This window comes from Mesorhizobium sp. P3_A10 (genome assembly GCF_056403175.1).
This window is the reverse complement of sequence record NZ_JBFUFZ010000008.1, coordinates 115,994-137,030: the sequence shown is the minus strand read 5'-3', so window position 1 is coordinate 137,030 and position 21,037 is coordinate 115,994. Positions and strand designations below refer to the sequence as shown.

At 63.2% G+C, this 21,037-nt stretch carries 14 protein-coding genes; 7 read left to right on the top strand and 7 right to left on the bottom strand.

Annotated elements, in window-relative coordinates; all coding sequences use genetic code 11:
- Positions 1-396 precede the first annotated feature (396 nt).
- On the top strand, positions 397-3,351 hold the full coding sequence (gene polA, locus AC1DXU_RS26390; protein ID WP_477373710.1) for a DNA polymerase I: 2,955 nt from the start codon (positions 397-399) through the stop codon (positions 3,349-3,351).
- 7 nt (positions 3,352-3,358) lie between these two features.
- Here the strand turns inward: polA and AC1DXU_RS26385 are convergent, their stop codons facing one another.
- On the bottom strand, positions 3,359-3,763 hold the full coding sequence (locus AC1DXU_RS26385; protein ID WP_023675234.1) for a Fur family transcriptional regulator: 405 nt from the start codon (positions 3,761-3,763) through the stop codon (positions 3,359-3,361).
- Between the two features lie 247 nt (positions 3,764-4,010).
- Between AC1DXU_RS26385 and AC1DXU_RS26380 the strand changes: the two genes are divergently transcribed.
- The 5 genes from AC1DXU_RS26380 to amrB all read left to right on the top strand — a co-directional run bounded on the left by AC1DXU_RS26380 (position 4,011) and on the right by amrB (position 12,147).
- On the top strand, positions 4,011-6,227 hold the full coding sequence (locus AC1DXU_RS26380) for a caspase family protein (RefSeq protein ID WP_477373708.1): 2,217 nt from the start codon (positions 4,011-4,013) through the stop codon (positions 6,225-6,227).
- 114 nt (positions 6,228-6,341) lie between these two features.
- The gene (locus AC1DXU_RS26375; protein ID WP_477373706.1) at positions 6,342-6,719 is read left to right on the top strand and encodes a hypothetical protein; all 378 of its coding nucleotides are present in this window, start codon (positions 6,342-6,344) and stop codon (positions 6,717-6,719) included.
- Entirely contained in the window at positions 6,716-7,426 is a 711-nt protein-coding gene (locus AC1DXU_RS26370) for a DUF4760 domain-containing protein (RefSeq protein ID WP_477373704.1), read from the top strand. The genes AC1DXU_RS26375 and AC1DXU_RS26370 overlap by 4 nt, the downstream gene beginning before the upstream one ends.
- 33 nt (positions 7,427-7,459) lie before the next feature.
- Positions 7,460-10,465: a caspase family protein gene (locus AC1DXU_RS26365; protein ID WP_477373702.1), complete on the top strand. Its 3,006-nt coding sequence runs from the start codon at positions 7,460-7,462 to the stop codon at positions 10,463-10,465.
- Positions 10,462-12,147, top strand: coding sequence for an AmmeMemoRadiSam system protein B (amrB, locus tag AC1DXU_RS26360; protein ID WP_477373700.1), 1,686 nt, complete (start codon positions 10,462-10,464; stop codon positions 12,145-12,147). Before AC1DXU_RS26365 ends, amrB begins: the two co-directional genes overlap by 4 nt.
- Before the next feature lie 28 nt (positions 12,148-12,175).
- Here the strand turns inward: amrB and AC1DXU_RS26355 are convergent, their stop codons facing one another.
- Positions 12,176-13,981 (bottom strand): MORN repeat-containing protein, encoded by a 1,806-nt coding sequence (locus tag AC1DXU_RS26355; RefSeq protein ID WP_477373698.1) that lies wholly within the window; start codon positions 13,979-13,981, stop codon positions 12,176-12,178.
- Positions 13,982-14,168: 187 nt separating this feature from the next.
- Positions 14,169-15,251, bottom strand: a complete 1,083-nt coding sequence (locus AC1DXU_RS26350) for a trypsin-like serine peptidase (RefSeq protein ID WP_477373696.1) — start codon at positions 15,249-15,251, stop codon at positions 14,169-14,171.
- 395 nt (positions 15,252-15,646) lie between these two features.
- On the opposite strand from AC1DXU_RS26350, the gene AC1DXU_RS26345 reads away from it, so the two are divergent.
- Entirely contained in the window at positions 15,647-16,735 is a 1,089-nt protein-coding gene (locus AC1DXU_RS26345) for a S1 family serine peptidase (RefSeq protein WP_477373694.1), read from the top strand.
- Between the two features lie 77 nt (positions 16,736-16,812).
- Here AC1DXU_RS26345 and mgrA read toward each other — a convergent pair whose 3' ends face one another.
- From mgrA to AC1DXU_RS26325, 4 genes are all read right to left on the bottom strand, one after another.
- Entirely contained in the window at positions 16,813-17,859 is a 1,047-nt protein-coding gene (gene mgrA, locus AC1DXU_RS26340; RefSeq protein ID WP_477373692.1) for an L-glyceraldehyde 3-phosphate reductase, read from the bottom strand.
- Between the two features lie 137 nt (positions 17,860-17,996).
- Positions 17,997-19,142: a Gfo/Idh/MocA family protein gene (locus AC1DXU_RS26335; RefSeq protein WP_477373690.1), complete on the bottom strand. Its 1,146-nt coding sequence runs from the start codon at positions 19,140-19,142 to the stop codon at positions 17,997-17,999.
- Between the two features lie 11 nt (positions 19,143-19,153).
- Positions 19,154-19,900: a sugar phosphate isomerase/epimerase family protein gene (locus AC1DXU_RS26330; RefSeq protein WP_477373688.1), complete on the bottom strand. Its 747-nt coding sequence runs from the start codon at positions 19,898-19,900 to the stop codon at positions 19,154-19,156.
- 38 nt (positions 19,901-19,938) lie between these two features.
- The gene (locus AC1DXU_RS26325; protein WP_477373686.1) at positions 19,939-21,036 is read right to left on the bottom strand and encodes an ABC transporter ATP-binding protein; all 1,098 of its coding nucleotides are present in this window, start codon (positions 21,034-21,036) and stop codon (positions 19,939-19,941) included.
- Between the last annotated feature and the right edge of the window lies 1 nt (position 21,037).

The following is a 21,037-nucleotide window of genomic DNA, read 5'->3' as shown; positions in this document are numbered from 1 at the left end:
ATTCTGAGCGGCAACCCTAACGGCGCGTCTCCAGAACGAAAAGCCCGCGATCATTGGACCACGGGCCACAAACAGCTGTCGCAAGGCAAAAAAATGCCGCCGTGGTGGAGGGGGAACCACGGCGGCGTTTTACTCGAAACGATGCGGCAGCCCGGAGAGGGGGGATAGGCTGCCGCAAGTGTCCGGGATAGGCGGGGGACGGGCCTTGCTCCGGACTCGGCGAAAACTGCCGATGGGTGTTATTTGTGTCTTCGAACGTGGCGTTTCAAGGGCGCCAAAATTACACTTTTGTAACATGTGCGTGAGCCGACCACTCTGTCAGGGTGTTGCTGGAACCAGTGGTTGAAGCCGCCTTTGCCATGGACCGCAGCATCATGCCGCGCTATCCCTGCCGGCATGAAAAAAGGCGATCATCTCTTCCTTATCGACGGCTCCGGCTACATTTTCCGCGCCTATCACGCGCTGCCGCCGCTGACCCGCAAATCCGACGGTCTGCCGGTCGGGGCCGTTTCCGGCTTCTGCAACATGCTGTGGAAGCTGATGCTGGACGCCCGCAACACCGATGTCGGGGTCGTGCCGACGCATTTTGCGGTCATTTTCGACTATTCGTCGAAAACCTTCCGCAATGAGCTCTACCCCGAATACAAGGCCAACCGCTCGGCGCCGCCCGAAGACCTGATCCCGCAATTCGGCCTTATCCGCCAGGCGACCAAGGCCTTCAACCTGCCCTGCATCGAAATGGAAGGCTTCGAGGCCGACGATCTGATCGCCACCTATTGCCGGCTGGCCAGCGAAGCCGGCGGCGACGCCACCATCATCTCCTCCGACAAGGATCTGATGCAGCTGGTTGGCCCGACGGTCGGCATGTACGACCCGATGAAGGACCGCCAGATCGGCGTTCCCGAAGTCGTGGAGAAATGGGGCGTGCCGCCGGAAAAGATGATCGACCTGCAGGCGCTGACCGGCGATTCCGTCGACAATGTGCCGGGCGTGCCGGGCATCGGACCGAAAACGGCGGCGCAGTTGCTCGAACAGTTCGGCGACCTCGACGCACTGCTCGCCCGCGCCGGCGAGATCAAGCAGGACAAAAGACGCGAATCGATCATCGCCAATGCCGACAAGGCGCGCATTTCGCGCCAGCTGGTGACGCTGAAGAACGACGTTCCGGTGACCGACGGGCTCGATGATTTCGTGCTGCACGAGCCCGACGGACCCAAGCTGATCGGCTTCCTCAAGACCATGGAGTTCACCTCGCTGACCCGCCGCGTCGCGGAAGCCACCGCAACCGAGACTGGCGATGTCCAGGCTGTCGCTGTGACGGTCGAGCGCGCCGATACCGCACATGGCCCCGATGTCGGGGCGGGAGTGCCTGTCGCCGAAAGCACGGCGGACACCCGGACAGGCAAAGCGGCGGCGGGCACGCCCAGGGCGGAAGCGGCAAAACAAGGCGACACCCCTTCCCTGCTCTCGGCACTTCGCCTGGAAGCAGCCGGCGCGGGCAAGATCGACACCGGCGCCTATGTCGCCATCCGCGACACCGCCACGCTGAAGGCCTGGATATCGGAGGCGATTGCCACCGGCATCGTCGCCTTCGAGACCGAGACCACCTTGCCCGATCCGATGCAGGCCGAGCTCATCGGCCTGGCAATCGCCACCGCGCCCGGCCGCGCCGCCTATGTGCCGCTGACCCACAAGAGCGGCAACGGCGACCTGCTCGGCGGCGGTGCGCTCGACAACCAGATCCCGGTCCGCGAGGCGCTCGCTCTGCTGAAGCCGTTGCTGGAGGACAAGTCCGTTCTCAAGATCGCGCAGGAGCTGAAATCCGGCCTCGTCGTCATGAGCCGCCACGGCATCGACATCGCGCCCTTCGACGACACCATGCTGATCTCCTATGTGCTCGACGCCGGCACCGGCCACCACACTTTGTCCTCGCTTGCCGACAAATGGCTTGGCCATGCAACGACCCCGCTCAAGGATCTCGCCGGCTCGGGAAGAAGCTCTGTCGGATTCGAGCAGGTCGATATCGACAGGGCAACCGCCTACGCCGCCGGCCACGCCGACGTGACACTCAGGCTCTGGCAGGTGCTGAAGCCACGGCTGGCGGCCAAAGGCCTCGTTTCGGTCTATGAGCGGCTGGAACGGCCGCTGGTGCCGGTGCTGGCCAGAATGGAACAGCGCGGCATCTCCGTCGACCGGCAGATCCTGTCACGGCTGTCAGGCGAACTGGCGCAAGGTGCAGCCCGGCTGGAGGAGGAAATCTACCAGCTCGTCGGCGAGCGCATCAACATCGGTTCGCCCAAGCAGCTCGGCGACATATTGTTCGGACGCATGGGCCTGCCCGGCGGATCGAAGACCAAGACCGGGCAATGGTCGACCTCGGCGCAGCTTCTGGAAGATCTCGCAGCCGAAGGCCACGAACTGCCGCGCAAGATCGTCGACTGGCGCCAGCTCACCAAACTGAAATCGACCTACACCGATGCGCTGCCCGGCTTCATCCATCCCGACAGCAAGCGCGTCCACACCTCCTACGCGCTAGCAGCGACGACGACGGGCCGGCTGTCGTCCTCCGATCCCAATCTGCAGAACATCCCGGTGCGCACAGCGGAAGGGCGCAAGATCAGAACGGCCTTCATCGCCGACAAGGGCAACAAGCTGGTCTCGGCCGACTACAGCCAGATCGAATTGCGCGTGCTCGCCCATGTCGCCGAGATACCGCAGCTGAAACAGGCCTTCGCCGATGGCGCCGACATCCATGCCATCACCGCGTCGGAAATGTTCAACGTGCCTGTCGAAGGCATGCCCGGCGAGATCCGCCGCCGCGCCAAGGCGATCAATTTCGGCATCATCTACGGCATTTCCGCCTTCGGCCTCGCCAACCAGCTGTCGATCCCGCGCGACGAGGCCGGCGCCTACATCAAGAAATATTTCGAGCGCTTCCCGGGCATCCGCGACTACATCGAAGCCACCAAGGCCTATGCCCGCGAACACGGCTTCGTCGAAACCATTTTTGGCCGCCGCATCCATTATCCCGAGATCAGATCGTCAAATCCCTCGATCCGCGCCTTCAACGAACGCGCTTCGATCAACGCGCGCCTGCAAGGCACCGCCGCCGACATCATCCGCCGCGCCATGGTGCACATGGAGGATGCTCTTGATAAGGCCGGACTCTCGGCCCGCATGCTGCTGCAAGTGCATGATGAGCTGATCTTTGAGACGGTGGAAGCGGAAGTCGAGGCGACGATCCCGGTCGTGCGCCGTGTGATGGAGAACGCTCCGATGCCGGCGGTTTCGATGTCGGTGCCGCTGCATGTCGATGCTCGCGCCGCCAACAACTGGGACGAGGCGCACTAAGCCAGGTTCAGGCGGCTTCGGCCAAACACTTGGCGCAGGTGCCGCGGAACTCGATCACCGCTTTCTTGGCGGCGAAGCCGGTCGAACGCACCCATTCGTCCAGCCGGTGGCCGACATCGTGGTCGGAGAATTCGGTCACCTGGCCGCATGTGTCGCAAATGGCAAAGGCGGTCATCGAATGGCTGTGGTCGTGCGGCTCGGCGCAGGCAACGAAGGAGTTGAGGCTTTCGAGCCTATGCACAAAACCGGACTTCACCAGCGTGTCGAGCGCGCGGTAGACCTGCAGCGGCGCGCGAAAACCGCGTTCGCGCAGCTGGTCGAGCAATGTATAGGCGCTGAGCGGCCCGCTGGCGGCCTCGAGCTTCTCGAGCACGCACAACTGGTTCTTCGTCAGCACATCCCTTGCGGCCATGATCCTGTTTCCAACCCGTCTGCGCCGTTGGCAGTCTATTTCTGTGTACGAATGCTTCCTGTGCCACTCAGATAGCGACGAACCGTCATTTTTGCTACTGTTTCTGGCTGACAAAGACGATATCGGCGCCTTCTCGGCTGGAAAGCCCGATTGCGAGACGGGTCGCTGCACAACATTCAAAATGCTGACAAAATCCTCGACGAGGGTTGCGGCACTTGGAAATTCGATCGGGCTTGGGGAAGCAATGATGATCAAATTGACACGACGGACGCTGCTTGTCGGCGCGTCCGCGCTGACGGTTGCCGGCACGCTATCGTTCCGGGCCCTGGCCGCCTCGCGCACCTACCACGCGCTGCTGGTCGCTTGCACCGACTACCCGAACCTGCCGCAGAAGAACTGGCTGATCGGACCCAAGAACGATGCCGGTCTGGTGCGCGACTATCTCTTGAAGAACACGCCCGGCGGGGTGAAATTTGCCGCCGAAAACGTCACGCTGCTCGCCAAGGATGTCGAAGGCGCCAACGGCTTGCCGACGCACGCGGCAATCAAGGCCGCACTTGCCGATCTCGCCGCCAAGGTACAGCGCGACGATTTCGTCTATCTGCATTTGTCGGGCCATGGCGCCCAGCAACCCGAGACGAAGAAGGGCGACGAGACCGACGGCCTCGACGAGATTTTCCTGCCCGTCGACATCGACAAATGGGTCAAGCGCGAAGAGGGCGTGCCGAATGCGCTGGTCGACAACGAGGTTGGCGCAGCACTCGACGCCATCCGCGACAAGGGCGCTTTCGTCTGGGTCGTGTTCGACTGTTGCCACTCCGGCACGGCGACACGCGCCGCCGAGGTCGACGACGAGATGGAGCGCAAGGTCGAGTTCGCCGATCTGGTCGGTGGCGACGCGGCGGCGAAGGCCGCGGCCGTCAAGAGCTATGACGACATCACCGTCGGCGCATCGCGCGGCTTCGACGAGAACGGCGCCCGCAAGCCTGCCTTCAACCTGACCCCGACCGGCGGCGAGCCGATCACCAAGGGCAAGCTGGTGGCCTTCTATGCCGCGCAGACGGTCGAGACGACACCCGAGATGCCGTTGCCCAAGGGCACCGCCGATGCGCCGCGCTTCGGCCTGTTCACCTTCACCATCCTGTCGAAACTGGCCGAGAACCCTGATGTCACCTACCGCCAGCTCGGCCAGGCCGTGCTGCAGCAATACTCGGCCGACAGCCGCACGCGGCCGACGCCGCTGTTCGAAGGCGAACTCGACGCGCGCGTCTTCGGCACCGACAAGACCGACGCGGTCATGCAGTGGCCTGTCGTGATCAAGGATGACGAGGCGACGATCGGCGCCGGACTGCTGCACCGCCTCACCCCGGGCAGCAAGCTTGCCATCCTGCCCTCGGCGCTGTCGCAGCTTTCCGAAGTGCTTGGCTACCTGGAAGTACAGTCGGCCAAGAATCTGGAAAGCCGCGTCAAGCCGGTCGAGTTCGACGGCAAGCCGGCGCTGAAGCTGGCGGACATTCCTGCCAACGCTTATGCACGGCTGGCCGAACTCGCCGTCGACTACAAGCTCGTCGTGGCGAGGCCGGCGGCGACCGCAGGGCTCGACAAGGAAACCGCGCTCGTCAATGCGGTTCTCGACGAACTGGCGGCAAAGGAGAATTCAGGCTTCCACATCGCGCTGGTCGAGCCCGGCAAGAGCGCCGACCTTCGGCTCGCGGTGCTGCGCGAGAATGCCATCGCCGGCGCCGCCAAGGATGCCACCGACAAGCCGGCGCTGTGGTTCCTCACCGCTTCGGGCGACGTGTCGCTGAAGGACGGCAGCAAGCCGCCGCTGATCATCATCCATCCCGATGACCGCGAGAAGCTGGTCGACGCGACCGCCAAGAACCTGACGACGATCTTCCGCGCCACCGGCCTGTCGAGGCTCGCGGCCGCGTCCGACTATCGGCCCGAAGAGGTCAGCGTCGAATTCCAGATCAAACGCAAGGACAGCGACGCGCTGGAGCCACTGCAGGCTTCGACCGTGCCGCGCGTCTCCCCCGGCGACCAGGTGCATGTCCTGGCTCGCAACGAATCGGACGCCTATGTCGACATCAATGTGCTCTATGTAGGCAGCGACTATTCGATCACCCATATCGTCGCCGAACGGCTGGCCCCCGCCAACGGATCGCCGGACGCCGGCTTGAAGGAAGGCCTGCTCGCCTTCACCGACACCAGCTTCGGCATGGAGCGGATGATCGCCGTGCTGACCGAGGCGCCGCCGCAAAGCGAGAAGGAAGATCTGAGCTTCCTCGCGCAGGACGGCGTGCCTTCGGCGACACGCGCGGTCGGCGGGCAAGGCTTCTCCGCCATGCTGACCGACATCGGCATGGCGCCGGCGACGCGCTCGGTGATGAAGCTTGCCGACAAGAGCGGTCCGAAGGGCGCGGTGATGATTTTCCCGATGGAGACGGTGCCCCGCAGCTGAGCCGGACGAGACTGGCCCAGACTGGCATTGCCGTGACGGCCCTTGCGCGGGCATGATATGTGAACATTTGCAGCCCTGGCGCGACGGGGCCGGACGAAACAGACGAGGACATTCGTGACTATCCCAGTTTTTTCCTGGCGCGGAACAGCCATCGGCCTCATTGTCGGGCTGTCGGTCGCCAATGCTTCGGCGGATGAGGCCTGCGGCCTGTGCGCCAAGCAGATCATCACCAATTCCGAGCTGGCGACCTGTTTTCTCGACCAGTACGACCAGATCGCCAAAACCGGCAACGGCGCCGTCGTGGTCGATTTGAGCAACTGCGCCTCGCGCGGCGTGGTCGAGGCCTTGCCGTCACCGAACAAGGCGCCGGCAGAGCCGGACGTGCAGTTCATGATCTCACGCACGCAGCTCGATTGCCTGAAGAAGAAACTGGAGGCGCCCGGCGTCGTGCTGGACCCGACCGCCACAATCGAACTGGAAAGCTGCGGATGAAAAAGCCGGGGGGCAACGCAACACAACAGGCGCTGACGGCGCGAGCGCCGGCAGCGAACAAGAAGCCGGAGACCTTGCCGGAAACCACCGAAGGCTTTCCGTGGCCGAGCGCCCACGAGATCAAGAAGGAATCGAACCCCTTCACCGATCGCGACTGGCGCATGCTGGTCTATGCCTGGGCGGGGTTGGCCGTGCGCCTGGCAATCATCTTCACCCTGGCCTTCTCGGTCTTTCAGTTTCTCGCCAACCAGGATCAGAAGCGCGTCGAGCAGACGATGTCGCTGGTCGAGCTTTGGGAAAGCAAGGACTTCCATGAGGCGCAGCGGGCGCTCAAGGAGCGGCTGGCGGCGCTCAATGCCAAATACGACAATCTGCTGGGCGCCAATCCGACGCCGACCGAGGAACAGGTGTTCAGGCAGCGCATCGGCATCGAGGCGATGACGGAAACTGGCGGCACCATGCCGCTTGCCGATTTCAGCGACAATTTTGATCGCGTCGTCTATTTCCTCAACCGCCTCTCCATCTGCGTCGATGGCAAATTGTGCTCGCGCGAAGTGGCTGACGCTTATTTTCGCGACTATGCGGTTTCCTTCTGGAGCTATTTTGCCGGCTATATAGACAAGGAACGCAAGGCCGGTTCTTCCAACTTTGCCTCGGCGATCGAGACCTATGTGCGCCAGGGGCCGCCTCCGGCTCAGTCCAAATAGCGGCCACACATCATGCCGGGCCGCTCAACCCTTATGCGTGCTCTCCGCTGGCTGGCCGTAGCAGGCACCTTTGCGGTGGCGTCGGCCGTCCATGCCGAAGACGCGCTGGATTTCCACCTCGACCTCAACACCGGCGGCCACAGCGCGCAGGTCAACGACCTTGCCTTCACGCCGGATGGCCAGGAACTGGTCTCGGCGTCGAACGACAAGACGATTCGCATCTGGGACTGGCAAAGCGGGGTGAGCCTGCGCACCATTCGCGGCTATCTCGGGCAAGGCAGCGACGGCAAGATCTTTGCGGTCGCTGTGTCGCCGGACGGCAAGTCCATCGCCGCCGGCGGCTATTTCGGCGCCAGCCTCGGCGACAAGCCGCCCTATGGCGATATCAGGCTGTTCGATTTCGCCACCGGCAAGATCAAGGCGGTTCTGAAGGCCGCCGACTATGCGATCTATGACCTCGCCTTCTCCCCAGATGGAAACACCCTGGCAGCCGGCGGCGCCGACGGCTTCGTCTATCTGTGGCGGGCAGATGGGACATCGGCGACCGGCTGGACGCTGGGCAGCAAACTCGATGCCGATTCCTGGCATATCGACAAGCTGGCCTTCGCCGCCTCGGGAACCCGTCTGGCGGCGACAACCACCGACAACGGCATCCGGCTCTGGGATGTCGCCAAGGGCGAGGAGATCACCTTGCCCGCCGAGGCCGAAGCGTTGCGGGACATCAGCGTCGCCGCGCTCGCGGTGTCGCAGGACGGCAGCCTGTTCGCCACCGGCGACAAGGACGGGCTGGTGCAGCTCTGGCGCGCCGCCGACGGCACGCTCGTCCGCGCCATGCCGAAGCAGGATTTCCTCATCGGCTCGCTGACCTTTGCTTCGGGATCGCGGCTGGTCGCTTCCTGCGGCTATCGCTGTGCCGACAAGCATCGCTCCATCGTCTGGAACACCGACAGCGGCGCGGTCGAGCGCGACTATAGCGGCCATGACGGCACCGTCTTCGCCAGCGCCGCCAATGCCGACGGCTCGCTGGTGGCGACCGCCGGCGGCACCCGCAACGCCATCCAGGTCTGGTACCCCGCGACCGGCGAGCGCAAGGTGCTGCTGCAGGGCGCCGGCGAACCGGTGACCGCGGTCGGCATCGACGCGACGAACGGCGTCATCGCCTGGGGCAATGCCAACCCCTGCCCCGAGCGCGTCTCCTGCCCGGAACGGCAGGGCGGGCTCGACAAGATGCTGGCATTGCCGACGGCGGAGCGTTTCTTCGACAACCCGCAACCGGCGGCCGGACAGGACGCCTATGCGCGGGCGGCTCTGGATGACGGCCAATGGTCACTTCGCGCCGCGCCGGGCGGCAAGGACGGGCTCGAAAATGCGGTGCTGGAAATCGCCAACGGCGGCAAGGTCGCGCGCAGCATCGAAAACGACGCCACCAACGGCTTCGTCCATTCGGCCTACACGCTGATCGAAAACGGGCTTGGCCTGATCACCGGCGGCAATGACGGAACGCTGCTTGAATACAGAACCGCGACCGCCAGGATCTCCGGCGAATTCACCGGCCACAGCGGCGAGATCAACGCCATGGCCGTGTCGGAGGATGCCGGCCTGCTGGTCACCGGCAGCGCCGACCAGACCTTGCGGCTGTGGAACCTGAAGACCCACAAACTGATCGTGTCGATGTTCTTTGCCGGCTCAGAGTGGATCGCCTGGATGCCGCAGGGCTATTATTATTCGTCGGATGAGGGCGACAAGCTGGTGGGATGGCAGGTCAACCAGGGCCGCGACCACGAGGGACGCTTCATCAGTGCCGGTCAGCTGAAGAAATATCTGTGGAGCCCGGAAATGGTGCGCCGGGCGATCATTCTGCGCAGCGCCGAACAGGCGGTCGAGGAGATGCGGCCGGGCGTCGATCAGGAACTGCAGAAGCTGCTGCAGCGCAAGCCGCCGGAATTCGGCCTCAAGCTTGCCGCCGACCAGAGCAATGTCCGCGACGGCTATGTCGCTGTCGAGATCACCGGCGCCAGTGAAGCCGGCGCAAATGTCGCCGGTTTCTCGATCCTGTCGAACAGCCGCAATGTTGGCGACGTCACCGCGCGTTCGGTCGACGGCGGCAAGAACACCATCATCGAAGTGCCGGTCGAGAACGGCGAAAACACCATCCGCATCACCGGCACCAACGAATTCGGCTACCTGACCGAGCGCAGCGTGACGGCGCTGGCCAAGAAAACCGAGAAGCTTGCCAACAAGGGCAAGCTCTTCGTCGCCGTCATCGGCGTCGACAAATATCCTTTCCTCACCGAGGCCTGTGCCGGTCATGCCTGCGATCTGCGCTACCCCGTCGACGATGCGACGGAATTCCTCAACGTGATCGCGCAGAAATCGGCGCCTTTGTTCTCGTCGATGGAGACGCTGGTGCTGGTCAACCGCGAAGTGCTGGACGAGGCGCCCGACAGCGGCAAGGATGTGTTCAGGGTCGCCAGCGCCGAGAGTGTTCTGGAGCCCGATGCGGACACGATCGACGACCAGCTCGCCGATTTCCTCGACAAGCCCGGCGAGAACGACACCACCATCATCTTCGTCGCCGGCCATGGCATCAACATCGATGAGGACTATTATTTCATCCCGACCGACGGCCGCAAACAGGACGCCAAGCGCTGGAAACGGTCTTCGCTGGTCGACTGGTCGGACATCCAGAAGTCTGTCGAACGGGCCAAGGGCATGCGCTTCATGCTGCTCGACACCTGCCATGCCGCCAACGCCTTCAACCCGCGCCTGGAAAAAGATGCACAGGACGCGCGCATCGTCGTCTTCTCGGCCACCGCCGCCAACAACACCGCCGCCGAACTGCCCGAGCTCGGCCACGGCGTCTTCACCTATTCGGTCCTCCAAGGCCTGCGCGGCAAAGCCAAAACCTCCGATGGCGGCGTGACGCTGTTCGGCCTCGCCGACTATATCTCGCGCGAGGTGGTGCGGCTGACCGCCGCGAAGCAGAAGCCGTTCTACTATGTCGGCGGGGTCGAGAACATCGTCCTGGCTGAGCCATGACGGTCCGCCTGCTGGCGCTGGCCATCCTGTCCCTGACCATGCTTGGAGCGGCCTTCGCGGCGCCTGTCGCCTGCCCGCCGGGCAACGAGAACTTTCCCCAATTCTATGACGACGCCGCGTTGTTTCGCGACGCCATCGCTGCAGTCGCCAATGTCGAACCCTCCAACCAGCGGCTGACCGGCATCACCGTGCCGCACCACCTTTTGACCGCCGATCTTGTCGCGCTCGGATTCCATGCGGCGTCCGGTTTCCGCTACAAGCGCATCGTCATCCTGTCGCCGGACCATTTCCACAAGACGCAGAAACTTTTCGCCACCACGACACGCGGCTTCGACACGGTGCTTGGCCCGGTCGCGGCTGACATCGAGGCAGCGCGCCGGCTGGAGACCAACAGCGACATCGTCGAAGACTCCTGCCTGTTCGCCAAGGAGCATGGCGTGCTGGCCATGCTGCCCTTCCTGCATCACTATTTTCCTGAAGCGAAAATCGTCCCGGTGGCGATGTCTGTGAAGGCGCACCGCGACGACTGGGACCGGCTGGCGGAACCCCTGAAAGCGATCGTCGATGACGACACGTTGATCGTCGAATCGACCGACTTCTCCCACTATCTGCCGCAGCACGATGCGCGGCGCTTCGACCAGCAGACGCTGAACATCCTCGCCGCCGGCTCGCTCGACGGCATCGCGGCACTGCGCCAACCGGATCACGCCGATTCGGTCGGCGCGCTCTATATCCAGACCAAGCTGCAGCGGGCGCTGTTTGGCGCCGGGCCACTGGTCATCGCCAACGAGAATTCGCAGGAACACACGAGCGACTATGTCGCGCGGACCACCAGCTATGTCGTGGCGCTGTTCGGCGCCTTCGGTCCCGGCTTCAACAGCCCGACCCGGGCGAAAGACAAGATCTATTACTTTGCCGGCGACGTGAATTTCGGCCGCGCCATGCGCAAGATTCTGGTCCGCGACGGCATCGCCGACCGGATCGTCGACGACGTCCTGGCATTGACCCGGTCGCGGCCGCTGATCGTCAATCTCGAAGGCGTCGTGCTGCCCAATGTACCGGAGGCCATCGACGACATGACGCTGGCGATGCCCGAGGGGCTGGCTGTCGACATGTTGAAGAAATTGCATGTCGCCGCTGTCGGCCTCGCCAACAACCACACGTTCGATCTTGGCCCATCGGGCTATGCCGAAACGTTGCGCGCGCTCGACGCGGCGGGCATTACGCATTTCGGCCAGGGCGAGACGCTGGCGCTGGCCGATCTCGATCTCGTCGGGCTGACCGATATCGACACCAACGGCTCGAAGAACACCGACCTTTTGACGCCCGCTTTGCTCGACCGGCTGCTGCACGAGAATGCCGAGCGGCCGGTGATCGCCTTCGTGCATTGGGGGCGCGAATACAAGACCGAGCCATCAGCGCGCGAGGACATGCTGGCCGACCAGATGCGGTTGCGTGGTGTCTCGGCCATCATCGGCGGCCACCCGCATGTGTCGAGTGAGGCGATCTTGCCGCTCGGCGGCGGCGATGTGGCGGAAGTCTATTCGCTCGGCAATTTCCTCTTCGACCAGAGCGCCGAGCGCTCGTCAGGTTCGATGCTGGAATTGCGCGTCTTCGACCAGGGCACGATCTTTGCCCGGCTCATTCCGCTGCCGAATTATTTCGAGACGGGGCGCAAATAATCGCCTTCCGAAAGTCCGCGCGAATCGCTCAACCGCAGCCGGCCATCTCGCGCGGCAGATAGCAGGCTGCCGGTTCGGTCTTGGTCAGGAACAGCGCCTCCTTCGGCCGGAAATAGAAGAAGGTGACCGGCTTGCTCTCGCGGATGCTGCCGTCGGCGAAGTGGGCGGCGATGCTGAAGCGATGGATTGACGACATCGACGACCACATCTTGAGCCGTGCCGTATAGGCGCTGAGGTTCTTGTTGCCACGCACCGGCATGGGGATGGTGTAGTCCTGCTTGCCGATCGGGAATTCGATGTTCTGATAGCGCATCGCTTCCGGCGTGCCGCCGCCACCATCGCCGCATTCGGCCAATGATTCCGGAATCTCGAACACGACCAGGGTCATCGATATGCGGAACGGCTCGCTCTGCTGCGTGACGTTGCCTTGATCATCCGACCAGGAATAGTCGAACTTGCCGATGGCGTTGACCGTCATTGCCTGGTTGCGGTTGCCGAGATAGTCGGCGACCTCGCCGAACTTGATCTTGTTGGTGAGCTGGCTGCGGCAGACGTTGAGGGCGTCCGCCGACTGGCAGGAAAAGCGTCCGGTTTCGAGGCTCGCAGTATCCACCCCCGCCTCGGCGAGCACATTCTTGATCGACACGTCGGCGCCCTCGCCGACGGTGCCGATGTCCTTGGTGAACGTCCGGCTGGGCTCGCCGGTCGGGTTGTCTTCCTCGTCGACGGTGGTGAACTGCAACGACATCTTCATGTCCTTGGCTTCGCCCCAGCCATTGTTGAGGATCGAGAAATCCGGCCGGAAGCCGACACAGCCGAAATGCTCGACCAGCGACAGCATCGGCTTGCGATAGGCGTCGCTGGCGGCGACCTTCATTTCGAGACTGTCTAGCTTGACCTTCGACCGGTCGGTCGTCTTGAGGTCTACTTCGGCAAAGGCCGGTGCATTCTCCCAGTCCATGCCTTCGTAGACATTGCTGGTGGTGATCTGCCCGGCGCCGTTCCAGCTGTTGTTGTATTCGTCCGAACTCGGGTAGATCGCGATGTCCTCGTCGCGCACCAGATGCTGGTACTGCATGTCCGACTGCTGGGTCATGCGCTGGTCGACGGCAATGCCGATCTCGACCTTGTCGGCATCGCCGCCGCCGGCCTGGGCCTTGAGCAGTCCACCCACCCTGGCGTCGGCCAGCACATCGGGACGCGAGGCGCCGATCTCCTTGCCCATCACCCATTGCGATTCATAGACGGTGCCGCCGGGCAGCCGGGTTCGGCCCTTGCCGTTCTTCAGGCCGTCGACAAACGAGCCGGCAAAGATTTCACCGGTCTTCGACAGCAATCGTCCCGTGCCATTCGGCACGCCGGCGACGAAATCGCCCTCATAGCGATTGCCGTCGGCATCGACATGGATGCCGCGGCCATCGAGTTCACCGGCAACCCAATGACCGTCGAGAATCTCACCCGAGCGCAGCTCGAACCGGCCCTGCCCATCGGGCCGGCCGTTTTTGATCTCGCCGAAATAGCTGGAGTAGACGGTCTTGGGGTCGTAGCTCGCCGAGCCGCGCACCCGCCAGACCAGTCTGCCCTTGCCGTTGACGGTGCCATCGGCGGCGATCGTCCGGTCGGGCGACTGACCGGCTGCCGGCTCCCAGACGAAGTCGAGATCCAGTTCCGGATGGAAGTCCCACACCCGCACGGTTCTGCGCAGCACCGAGCGCGTCTCGCTCTGGTAGAGGATCTGCACCCGCTCGGCCCAGGCGCCGGGCTGCGGCGCACCGCCTTGATTGGCCAAGGCTGGAAAACATGTCAGCGTTGCCAGCATGGATGCGGCCGCCATCGCCCTGATCGCTGAGATCGTCCCTGCCCGCACCATGCCCTCCAACCCCTTGGAAGCTGGAGCGTAAGCGCCGATGCAAGCCGGCGCAAGAGAGCCGCGCCGGCACAAAAAAACGGCGGCGGGAATACCGGCCGCCGGTTTTCTGGATTGCTGTTTCGCGCCTTTTCGGCACGAACAACCGTAGGGTTTATTTGTACAGGCTGTTGATCCACTGCACATTGACGGCGCTGAGGCGCACGGCGGTATTGGCATCCGGGCTTTCAGCCACGTTCACACCGGTGATGACGCGCTGCTTGGCGCCGTTGTCATAGGCATAGACGGAGCTGCCGCTCGATCCCGGATAGGTGTCGCAATCGTACTGGAAATACTCGGCGCCGATGTTTTCGGCATGCACTTCGCAGGTCGCCTTCCACATCGTGCCCATCGGCTTGTCGCCGGGGTAGCCGACGATGTTGGCGGTGAAGTCGCCAAGATCCTCATAGTTGGCATAGCCCAGCCAACCGAGATTGGTGCCGACATCCTGCTTCAGCGTGACGATGCCGAGATCCCACGGGATAACCGAGCCGTAGTAGCCCTGGTAGTTGTCGATGAAGCCCTGGATAATGTAGGCGCTTTCATAGGTGAAGGCGCCGAACGGTGCGTCGTCGGCGGTGCTGCCATTGAGCGCCGGCACGAACAGAATGTCGTCGAGCCAGGCCTTGTCTTCATGGCTGTAGAGGCAGTGCGCCGCGGTGAGCACCGTGCGCGGGCCGATCAGCGTCGCCGAGCAGCTGCCATAGCTGCCGCTCTTCGATTTGCCTTCGAGATAGCCGATCGCGGTGAACGGATAGGTCTTGGTGTTCTTGATCTGCTCGCGGTCGTCCGCCCCGAAGACCTGCCGGCCGGCTTCTTCGCCGCCCGTCAGCCCGGAATTGTCGGACTTCTTTCCGTCGGCTGGTGCATTCAGTTCCTTGATGACAAGGTCCCTCAGCGTGTCACTGGCGTCGACCTTGATGTCCTTGCCATCGGCGGAATGTCCGACGATGCCGTAGGATTTGACTGCCGTCGCCTCGTCGGTCAGCGGCGCTGCCCGGCTGGCTTCGTCTTCGGTCAGTTTCGGCGGCGCGATCGGTTTTGCCCGGCCAGGTTTGTAGTCGCCCGATGTTACATCGCGCATGCTTTCGCCGTTGCCGGCATTCGCGGAGCCTGGATCGGCGGCGAAGGCGGGCATCGACCACATTGCAGTGGAAAGCAATGCGGATAGCAAGATGGTGTTTGTCAGTTTTGTCATGGTGAGACTCTCCCAAAAGTCAGCAAGGAGTGGATCAAAATACAGAAATATTGTCGAGATCGTGGTGGCGCCGAAAAATGATACTGGTTAACCGCAACTGCACCGGATTGTTGCTCGAGTGCGGCCGGCTTGAGGCCCCCGCCAAAAACCACCGCGGCGTTATAGTGCCTAAAATAATCCAACATTGGCAATGACAAATCACTTCCACGTAGCCCGTGGGGGGCTATAGGGTTTTGAGCAGGTTTTGCTCGCGGGCACGATTAGCAAAAGTGGCAGTCGGTTTTATGACCGTTCACGCGCCGATCCGTTTTGGTGCATGGTTCGGCCGCCGGTCCACCGCAGCCGATCATGTGCTGGGCTTGCTTGTTCGGGAACGTTCGTCTCAGGAGGTTCAGGTGAAAATCATCCATCGGTCCAGGCCGATCGCAGCAGCAATGTTGCTTGGCGTCGCGGCCATCTTTCCGGTCGTCAACGCAACAAATGCGGCCGACGACGCCGTCAGGCCGGAAGCGGCGGTCTCGCCGATGAAAGCGGTGGCGGAGGCCAGGGCAAAAGCCCTGGCTGAGAACCCCGATGGCGCCGATCGCGTCTATGGCGGCAATCAGGCCGAGAAAGGCGCCTATCCGTTCCAGGTGGCGCTGCTGACCACCGACAGGCTGGACCCGAGCCCGGCGTCGCAGCCGAACGCGCAGTTCTGCGGCGGCAGCCTGATCGCGCCGCAATGGGTGCTGACGGCGGCGCACTGCCTCAACGACAAGGGCCGGCCGATCTCGCCGGATGCGGTCACCGTGCTGACCGGCGCCACCGACCTCACCGAGGGCAAGCGCTACAAGGTGGTGGAGGTCATCGTCAACGAAGGCTACAGCGAGCAGACGCTGGACAACGACCTTGGCCTGCTGCGGCTGGCCGAACCGACCGACGCGCCGACCATCAAGATCACCCAGGACGCCACGCCCGACACCGGCAAGACGACGGTCATCGGCTGGGGCAAGATGCAGGACGGAACGTTCCCCACGGCGCTTATGGTGGCCGATCTCGATCTCGAGCCGAATGCCGTTTGCAACAGCGGCATCAAGGACATCTACGCGCGTGACTTGAAGGCGGCACTCGACGGTCTCTCCCATCGCATGCGCTATTCGGAAAAGGGCGTCGACGCCGCCGCCAACGCCATTGCCGCCGACATGTCCGATCCGTTGACCAACAACATGATCTGCGCCGGCACCGCCAGCGGCGAGCGCGACGCCTGCAACGGCGACAGCGGCGGGCCGCTGTTCGTCACCGGCGCCGGCGGCCCGGTCCAGGTCGGCATCGTCAGTTGGGGTGAAGGCCCGTCGGACGGCACCGCCGCCTGCGGCCACAAGAACGCCTATGGCATCTACACGCGGCTGGCCAACTACACCGGCTGGATCGAGGAAAAAATGAAGACCCAGGCTCCGGCGCCCACGGCGCCCAAGCCCGGCCTCGGCACCGCCAAAAAACCTTAAGAGTCAGGCTTGAAAACGCCGACGGCGGGAAAACCCGCCGTCGCATTGACCGATAATTTGCCGGCTATCTGTTTCGCCTACTTCCTTGGCGGCCCCTTGCGCTCCGCCGAGGCCGCCCACAGATTGATGTCGGACTCGCGCGCGTAAGTGTCGATCTCGGCGAGTTCGGCATCGCTGAACTCGAGCACTTTCAGCGCCCCAACACAGTCCTCGACCTGTTCCGGCCGGCTGGCGCCGATCAGCGCCGAGGTCACCCGGCCCTTGCGCAGCACCCAGGCCAGCGCCATCTGCGCCAGCGTCTGGCCACGGCGGCCGGCGATCGCGTTCAGCGCCTGGATATTGGCGATGGTCTTGTCGTTGATGAAGGCGGGACGCAGCGACTTGCCCTGTGATGCCCGGCTGCCCTGCGGAATGCCGCCGAGATATTTGTCGGTCAGCATGCCTTGCGCCAGCGGCGAGAACACGATCGAGCCGACGCCGAGCCCTTCCAGCGTATCGAGCAACCCGTCTTCCTCGACCCAGCGGTTGAGCATCGAATAGCTCGGCTGGTGGATGACGCAAGGCGTACCGAGCTGTTTCAGGATATCAGCGGCCTCGCGCGTACGCTGCGAATTGTAGGACGAGATGCCGGCATAAAGCGCCTTGCCCGAGCGCACCGCATGGTCCAGTGCGCCCATCGTTTCTTCCAGCGGCGTATCGGGATCGAAGCGGTGCGAATAGAAGATATCGACATAGTCGAGCCCCATCCGCTTCAGGCTCTGATCGAGGCTGGCCAGCACATATTTGCGTCCGCCCCATTCGCCATAGGGTCCGGCCCACATTTCGTAGCCGGCCTTGGTCGAGATGATCAGCTCGTCGCGGTAGCCGGCAAAGTCCGTCCGCAGGATCTCGCCGAAGGCCGTCTCCGACGAACCGGGCGGCGGGCCGTAATTATTGGCGAGGTCGAAATGGGTGATGCCGAGATCGAAGGCCTTGCGTGCGATCGCCTGCTTGGTCTTGTGTGGCGTGTCATTGCCGAAATTGTGCCACAGCCCGAGCGAGATCGCCGGCAGCTTCAGGCCGGATCGCCCACAGCGGTTATAGATCATTTTTTCGTAGCGATTTTCGGCAGGGACATAGGACATGGGGGTTCCTCTAAATTGAACGGGCCGACAACGGTCACCGCGACGCCGCGGCGAGTCGACCCTGCCCCTCACCCTTTACCCTCTCCCCGCCAGAACGGGGAGAGGGTCTCGTCAAAAATTATCGATAATCGCCGCAGCTACTTCTTCTTCTTCGCCAACAGCCCTTCCGCGTCCTTGACGCCGAGCGCGGCCGGCCGCTCGCAGGTGGTCTGCATGACAACGAACTTGCCGGTCTCGCCAGACTGCAACAGGCCGGTCATCACCTCGACGGCATGCAGCGCCAGCTCCATCGAGCAGCGGTGCGGCCGGCCCTCGGCGATCGCCAGCGCCATGTCGGCGAGACCTGATGTGCGGTAGTTGGCCATCATGCCTTGTCCGTGCATCTCATTGGGAACGCCAAACGGATGCTTCCATTTCGGCAGTTTCTTGACCGGCTTGGCGGCCTCGGTGAAGCGCACGTCGCCGCCGAAGAAATTCGGATCCGGCACGAACACGGTGCCCGACTCGCCATAGAGCTCCATCGGCGCATGGCCGTGCGCCCAGACGTCCCAGCTGGTGTTGAGCGTGATGACCGCACCGTTTTCGAACTCCAGCAGGCCATGGATCGTCGTCGGCGTGTTGACCGGGATCTTTTCGCCCGCGCGCGGCTTCGAAGAAATGGTGCGCTCTTTGGCCGGCGTCGTTGCGAACGCCGCCACCTGCTTCACCGGCCCGATCAGCTGGATCAGATTGGTGATGTAGTAGGGTCCGATATCGAGCACCGGACCAGCACCCGGCTGGAAGAAGAAATCCGGATTGGGATGCCAGTGCTCCATGCCATGGCTCATCACATGGCAGGTGCCGCTGGTGATCTTGCCGAGCTTGCCGGTGTCAATCAGGTCGCGCACCAGCTGATGCGCGCCGCCGAGGAAAGTATCGGGGGCCGAGCCGACACGCAGCCCCTTTTTCTCCGCCCGCGCCTTCAGGTCGAGCCCTTCCTTGACCGACAGCACGAACGGCTTTTCCGAATAGACGTGCTTGCCGGCATCAAGGATTTGCTTCGACACCTCATAGTGGACCGCCGGAATGGTCAGGTTGACGATGATGTCGATGTCGTCGGCCTTGAGCAGTCCTTCGACGGTCTCGGCGCGCAGCTTGAATTCCTTCGCCCGTGCCTTCGCCGCATCCATGTTGATGTCGGCGCAGGCGCGCATCTCGATGCCGCGAAACAGCGGCGCCAGCGAGAAATACGCCTTCGAGATGTTGCCGCAGCCGATGACGCCTATACCAAGTTTCTTTGCCATGCTGATTGCTCCTAGTAGGTCTTGGCGGCTGCGATCGAACGGCGGGCGAAACGCTCGATATCGTTGGGATTGTCCTGTTCCATGACGTAGTATTTGGCGGCGCTGTTGGCGCGCAGCGCCTTGATCAGGCCGGCCCAGTCGATCGTGCCATGGCCGACATCCGACCAGCCGTCTTCATCCAGGCCCTCGCCGGGCTTGGCGATATCCTTGACGTGGACAGCGCTGATGCGCTTGCCATGCTTTTCGATCCACGGCAGCGGATCGACGCCGCCGCGCACCACCCAGGCGACGTCCATCTCCCAGCCGATGTCGGGCGCAGACGACAGGATGTGGTCCTGCGGCACCGAGCCGTCGGCGAGCTTCTTGAACTCGAAATCATGATTGTGCCAGGCAAAGCCGTAGCCGGCCTTTTTTGCGGTTTCACCCACCTTCGCCAGACGCTCGCCAAAACCGCGCCAGCCGGCTGCATCGGCCGGGCGCTGCTCGGCCAGTAGATAAGGGCAAATGAGCAAGGTGACGCCGAGCGCGTCGGCAATTTTGCGCACGCCGTCAAAGTCCTTTTCGAGCGCATCGATCGAAAAATGCCCGGTCGGCATGGCGAGCCCGTTCTTGTCGAGTTCGGCGCGGAACGCCTTGGGGTCGTCATAGACGCCGCCGAAGCCCTCGACCTGGCTGTAGCCGAGCTCGCCCAGCGTCTTGAGCACGCCTTCCCAGGGTTGGAAATTGCGGGCGCTGTAAAGTTGGAATGACCAGTTCATCGTCTCTGTCCGTTTCTTGGGGGATGGGGTCTTGGGTGTTAAATGCGGTTGCCGGTTGCGGCATCGAACAGCGAGGCGCGGGCCGGATCGAAACCGATCCGGATCGGGTCGCCGCTGCGGAGCGTCCTTTCCGCATCGACGCGGAAAGACAAATTATGGCCGCCGAGCTTGGTCCACACCAGCGTATCCGAGCCCATCGGTTCGACGATCTCGACGGCTCCATCGGCGCTGAAAGGCATCGACCGTGCAGCCTCGCCAAAGGCGATGTGTTCGGGCCGGATCCCAAGCACGCACGCACCTGCGGGACGGTCCGTGCTGTCGAAGACATAGCGGTCGAGTGGCACCGAGACACCATCGGTCTTGAACACGGCGCCAGCGCCTGCCTCCAGCTCGCCCTCGAGAAAATTCATCGCCGGCGAGCCGAGAAAGCCGGCGACAAAACGGTTGACCGGACGGTTGTAGATCGTCTGCGGCGCATCGAGCTGCTGGATGACGCCGCCGCGCATGACCGCGATACGGTCGGCCAGCGTCATCGCCTCGATCTGGTCGTGGGTGACGTAGATCATGGTGTTCTGCAGCTTGCGGTGCAGCAGCTTTATTTCGACGCGCAGTTCGGCCCGCAGCTTGGCGTCGAGGTTGGACAGCGGCTCGTCGAACAGGAAGACGTCGACATCGCGCACGAGCGCCCGCCCGATCGCCACGCGCTGCCGCTGGCCGCCCGAAAGCGCGGCCGGCTTGCGCTGCAGCAGCGGCTCGATCTGCAGGATTTCGGCGGCCCGCGCGATGCGCTTGGCAATCTCGTCCTTGGGGATGCCGGCGACCCGCAACCCGAAGGACAGGTTCTTCTCCACCGTCATCTGCGGATAGAGCGCGTAGGACTGGAACACCATGCCGATGCCACGGTCCTTGGGCTCTTCCCAGGTGACGTTCTTGCCCTTGATGAAGATGCGGCCTTCCGAAATGTCGAGCAGGCCGGCAATGCAGTTGAGCAAGGTCGACTTGCCGCAGCCGGACGGGCCGAGCAGCACGATGAATTCGCCTTCGGCGACGTCGAGATTGAGCGCCTGCAGCACCGTCACCGCGCCGAAATTCAGCGACAGGTCCTCAATCGAAACGCTGGTACCGTTCTGCGCCATA

Bases quoted from the DNA above. Each gene is read 5' to 3' on its own strand.
- AC1DXU_RS26335 (WP_477373690.1), bottom strand. From the start codon at position 19,142: ATGGCAAAGAAACTTGGTATAGGCGTCATCGGCTGCGGCAACATCTCG.
- AC1DXU_RS26355 (WP_477373698.1), bottom strand. From the start codon at position 13,981: ATGGCGGCCGCATCCATGCTGGCAACGCTGACATGTTTTCCAGCCTTG.
- AC1DXU_RS26385 (WP_023675234.1), bottom strand. From the start codon at position 3,763: ATGGCCGCAAGGGATGTGCTGACGAAGAACCAGTTGTGCGTGCTCGAG.
- AC1DXU_RS26380 (WP_477373708.1), top strand. From the start codon at position 4,011: ATGATCAAATTGACACGACGGACGCTGCTTGTCGGCGCGTCCGCGCTG.
- AC1DXU_RS26370 (WP_477373704.1), top strand. From the start codon at position 6,716: ATGAAAAAGCCGGGGGGCAACGCAACACAACAGGCGCTGACGGCGCGA.
- AC1DXU_RS26365 (WP_477373702.1), top strand. From the start codon at position 7,460: ATGCGTGCTCTCCGCTGGCTGGCCGTAGCAGGCACCTTTGCGGTGGCG.
- AC1DXU_RS26330 (WP_477373688.1), bottom strand. From the start codon at position 19,900: ATGAACTGGTCATTCCAACTTTACAGCGCCCGCAATTTCCAACCCTGG.
- polA (WP_477373710.1), top strand. From the start codon at position 397: ATGAAAAAAGGCGATCATCTCTTCCTTATCGACGGCTCCGGCTACATT.
- AC1DXU_RS26350 (WP_477373696.1), bottom strand. From the start codon at position 15,251: ATGACAAAACTGACAAACACCATCTTGCTATCCGCATTGCTTTCCACT.
- AC1DXU_RS26325 (WP_477373686.1), bottom strand. From the start codon at position 21,036: ATGGCGCAGAACGGTACCAGCGTTTCGATTGAGGACCTGTCGCTGAAT.
- amrB (WP_477373700.1), top strand. From the start codon at position 10,462: ATGACGGTCCGCCTGCTGGCGCTGGCCATCCTGTCCCTGACCATGCTT.
- mgrA (WP_477373692.1), bottom strand. From the start codon at position 17,859: ATGTCCTATGTCCCTGCCGAAAATCGCTACGAAAAAATGATCTATAAC.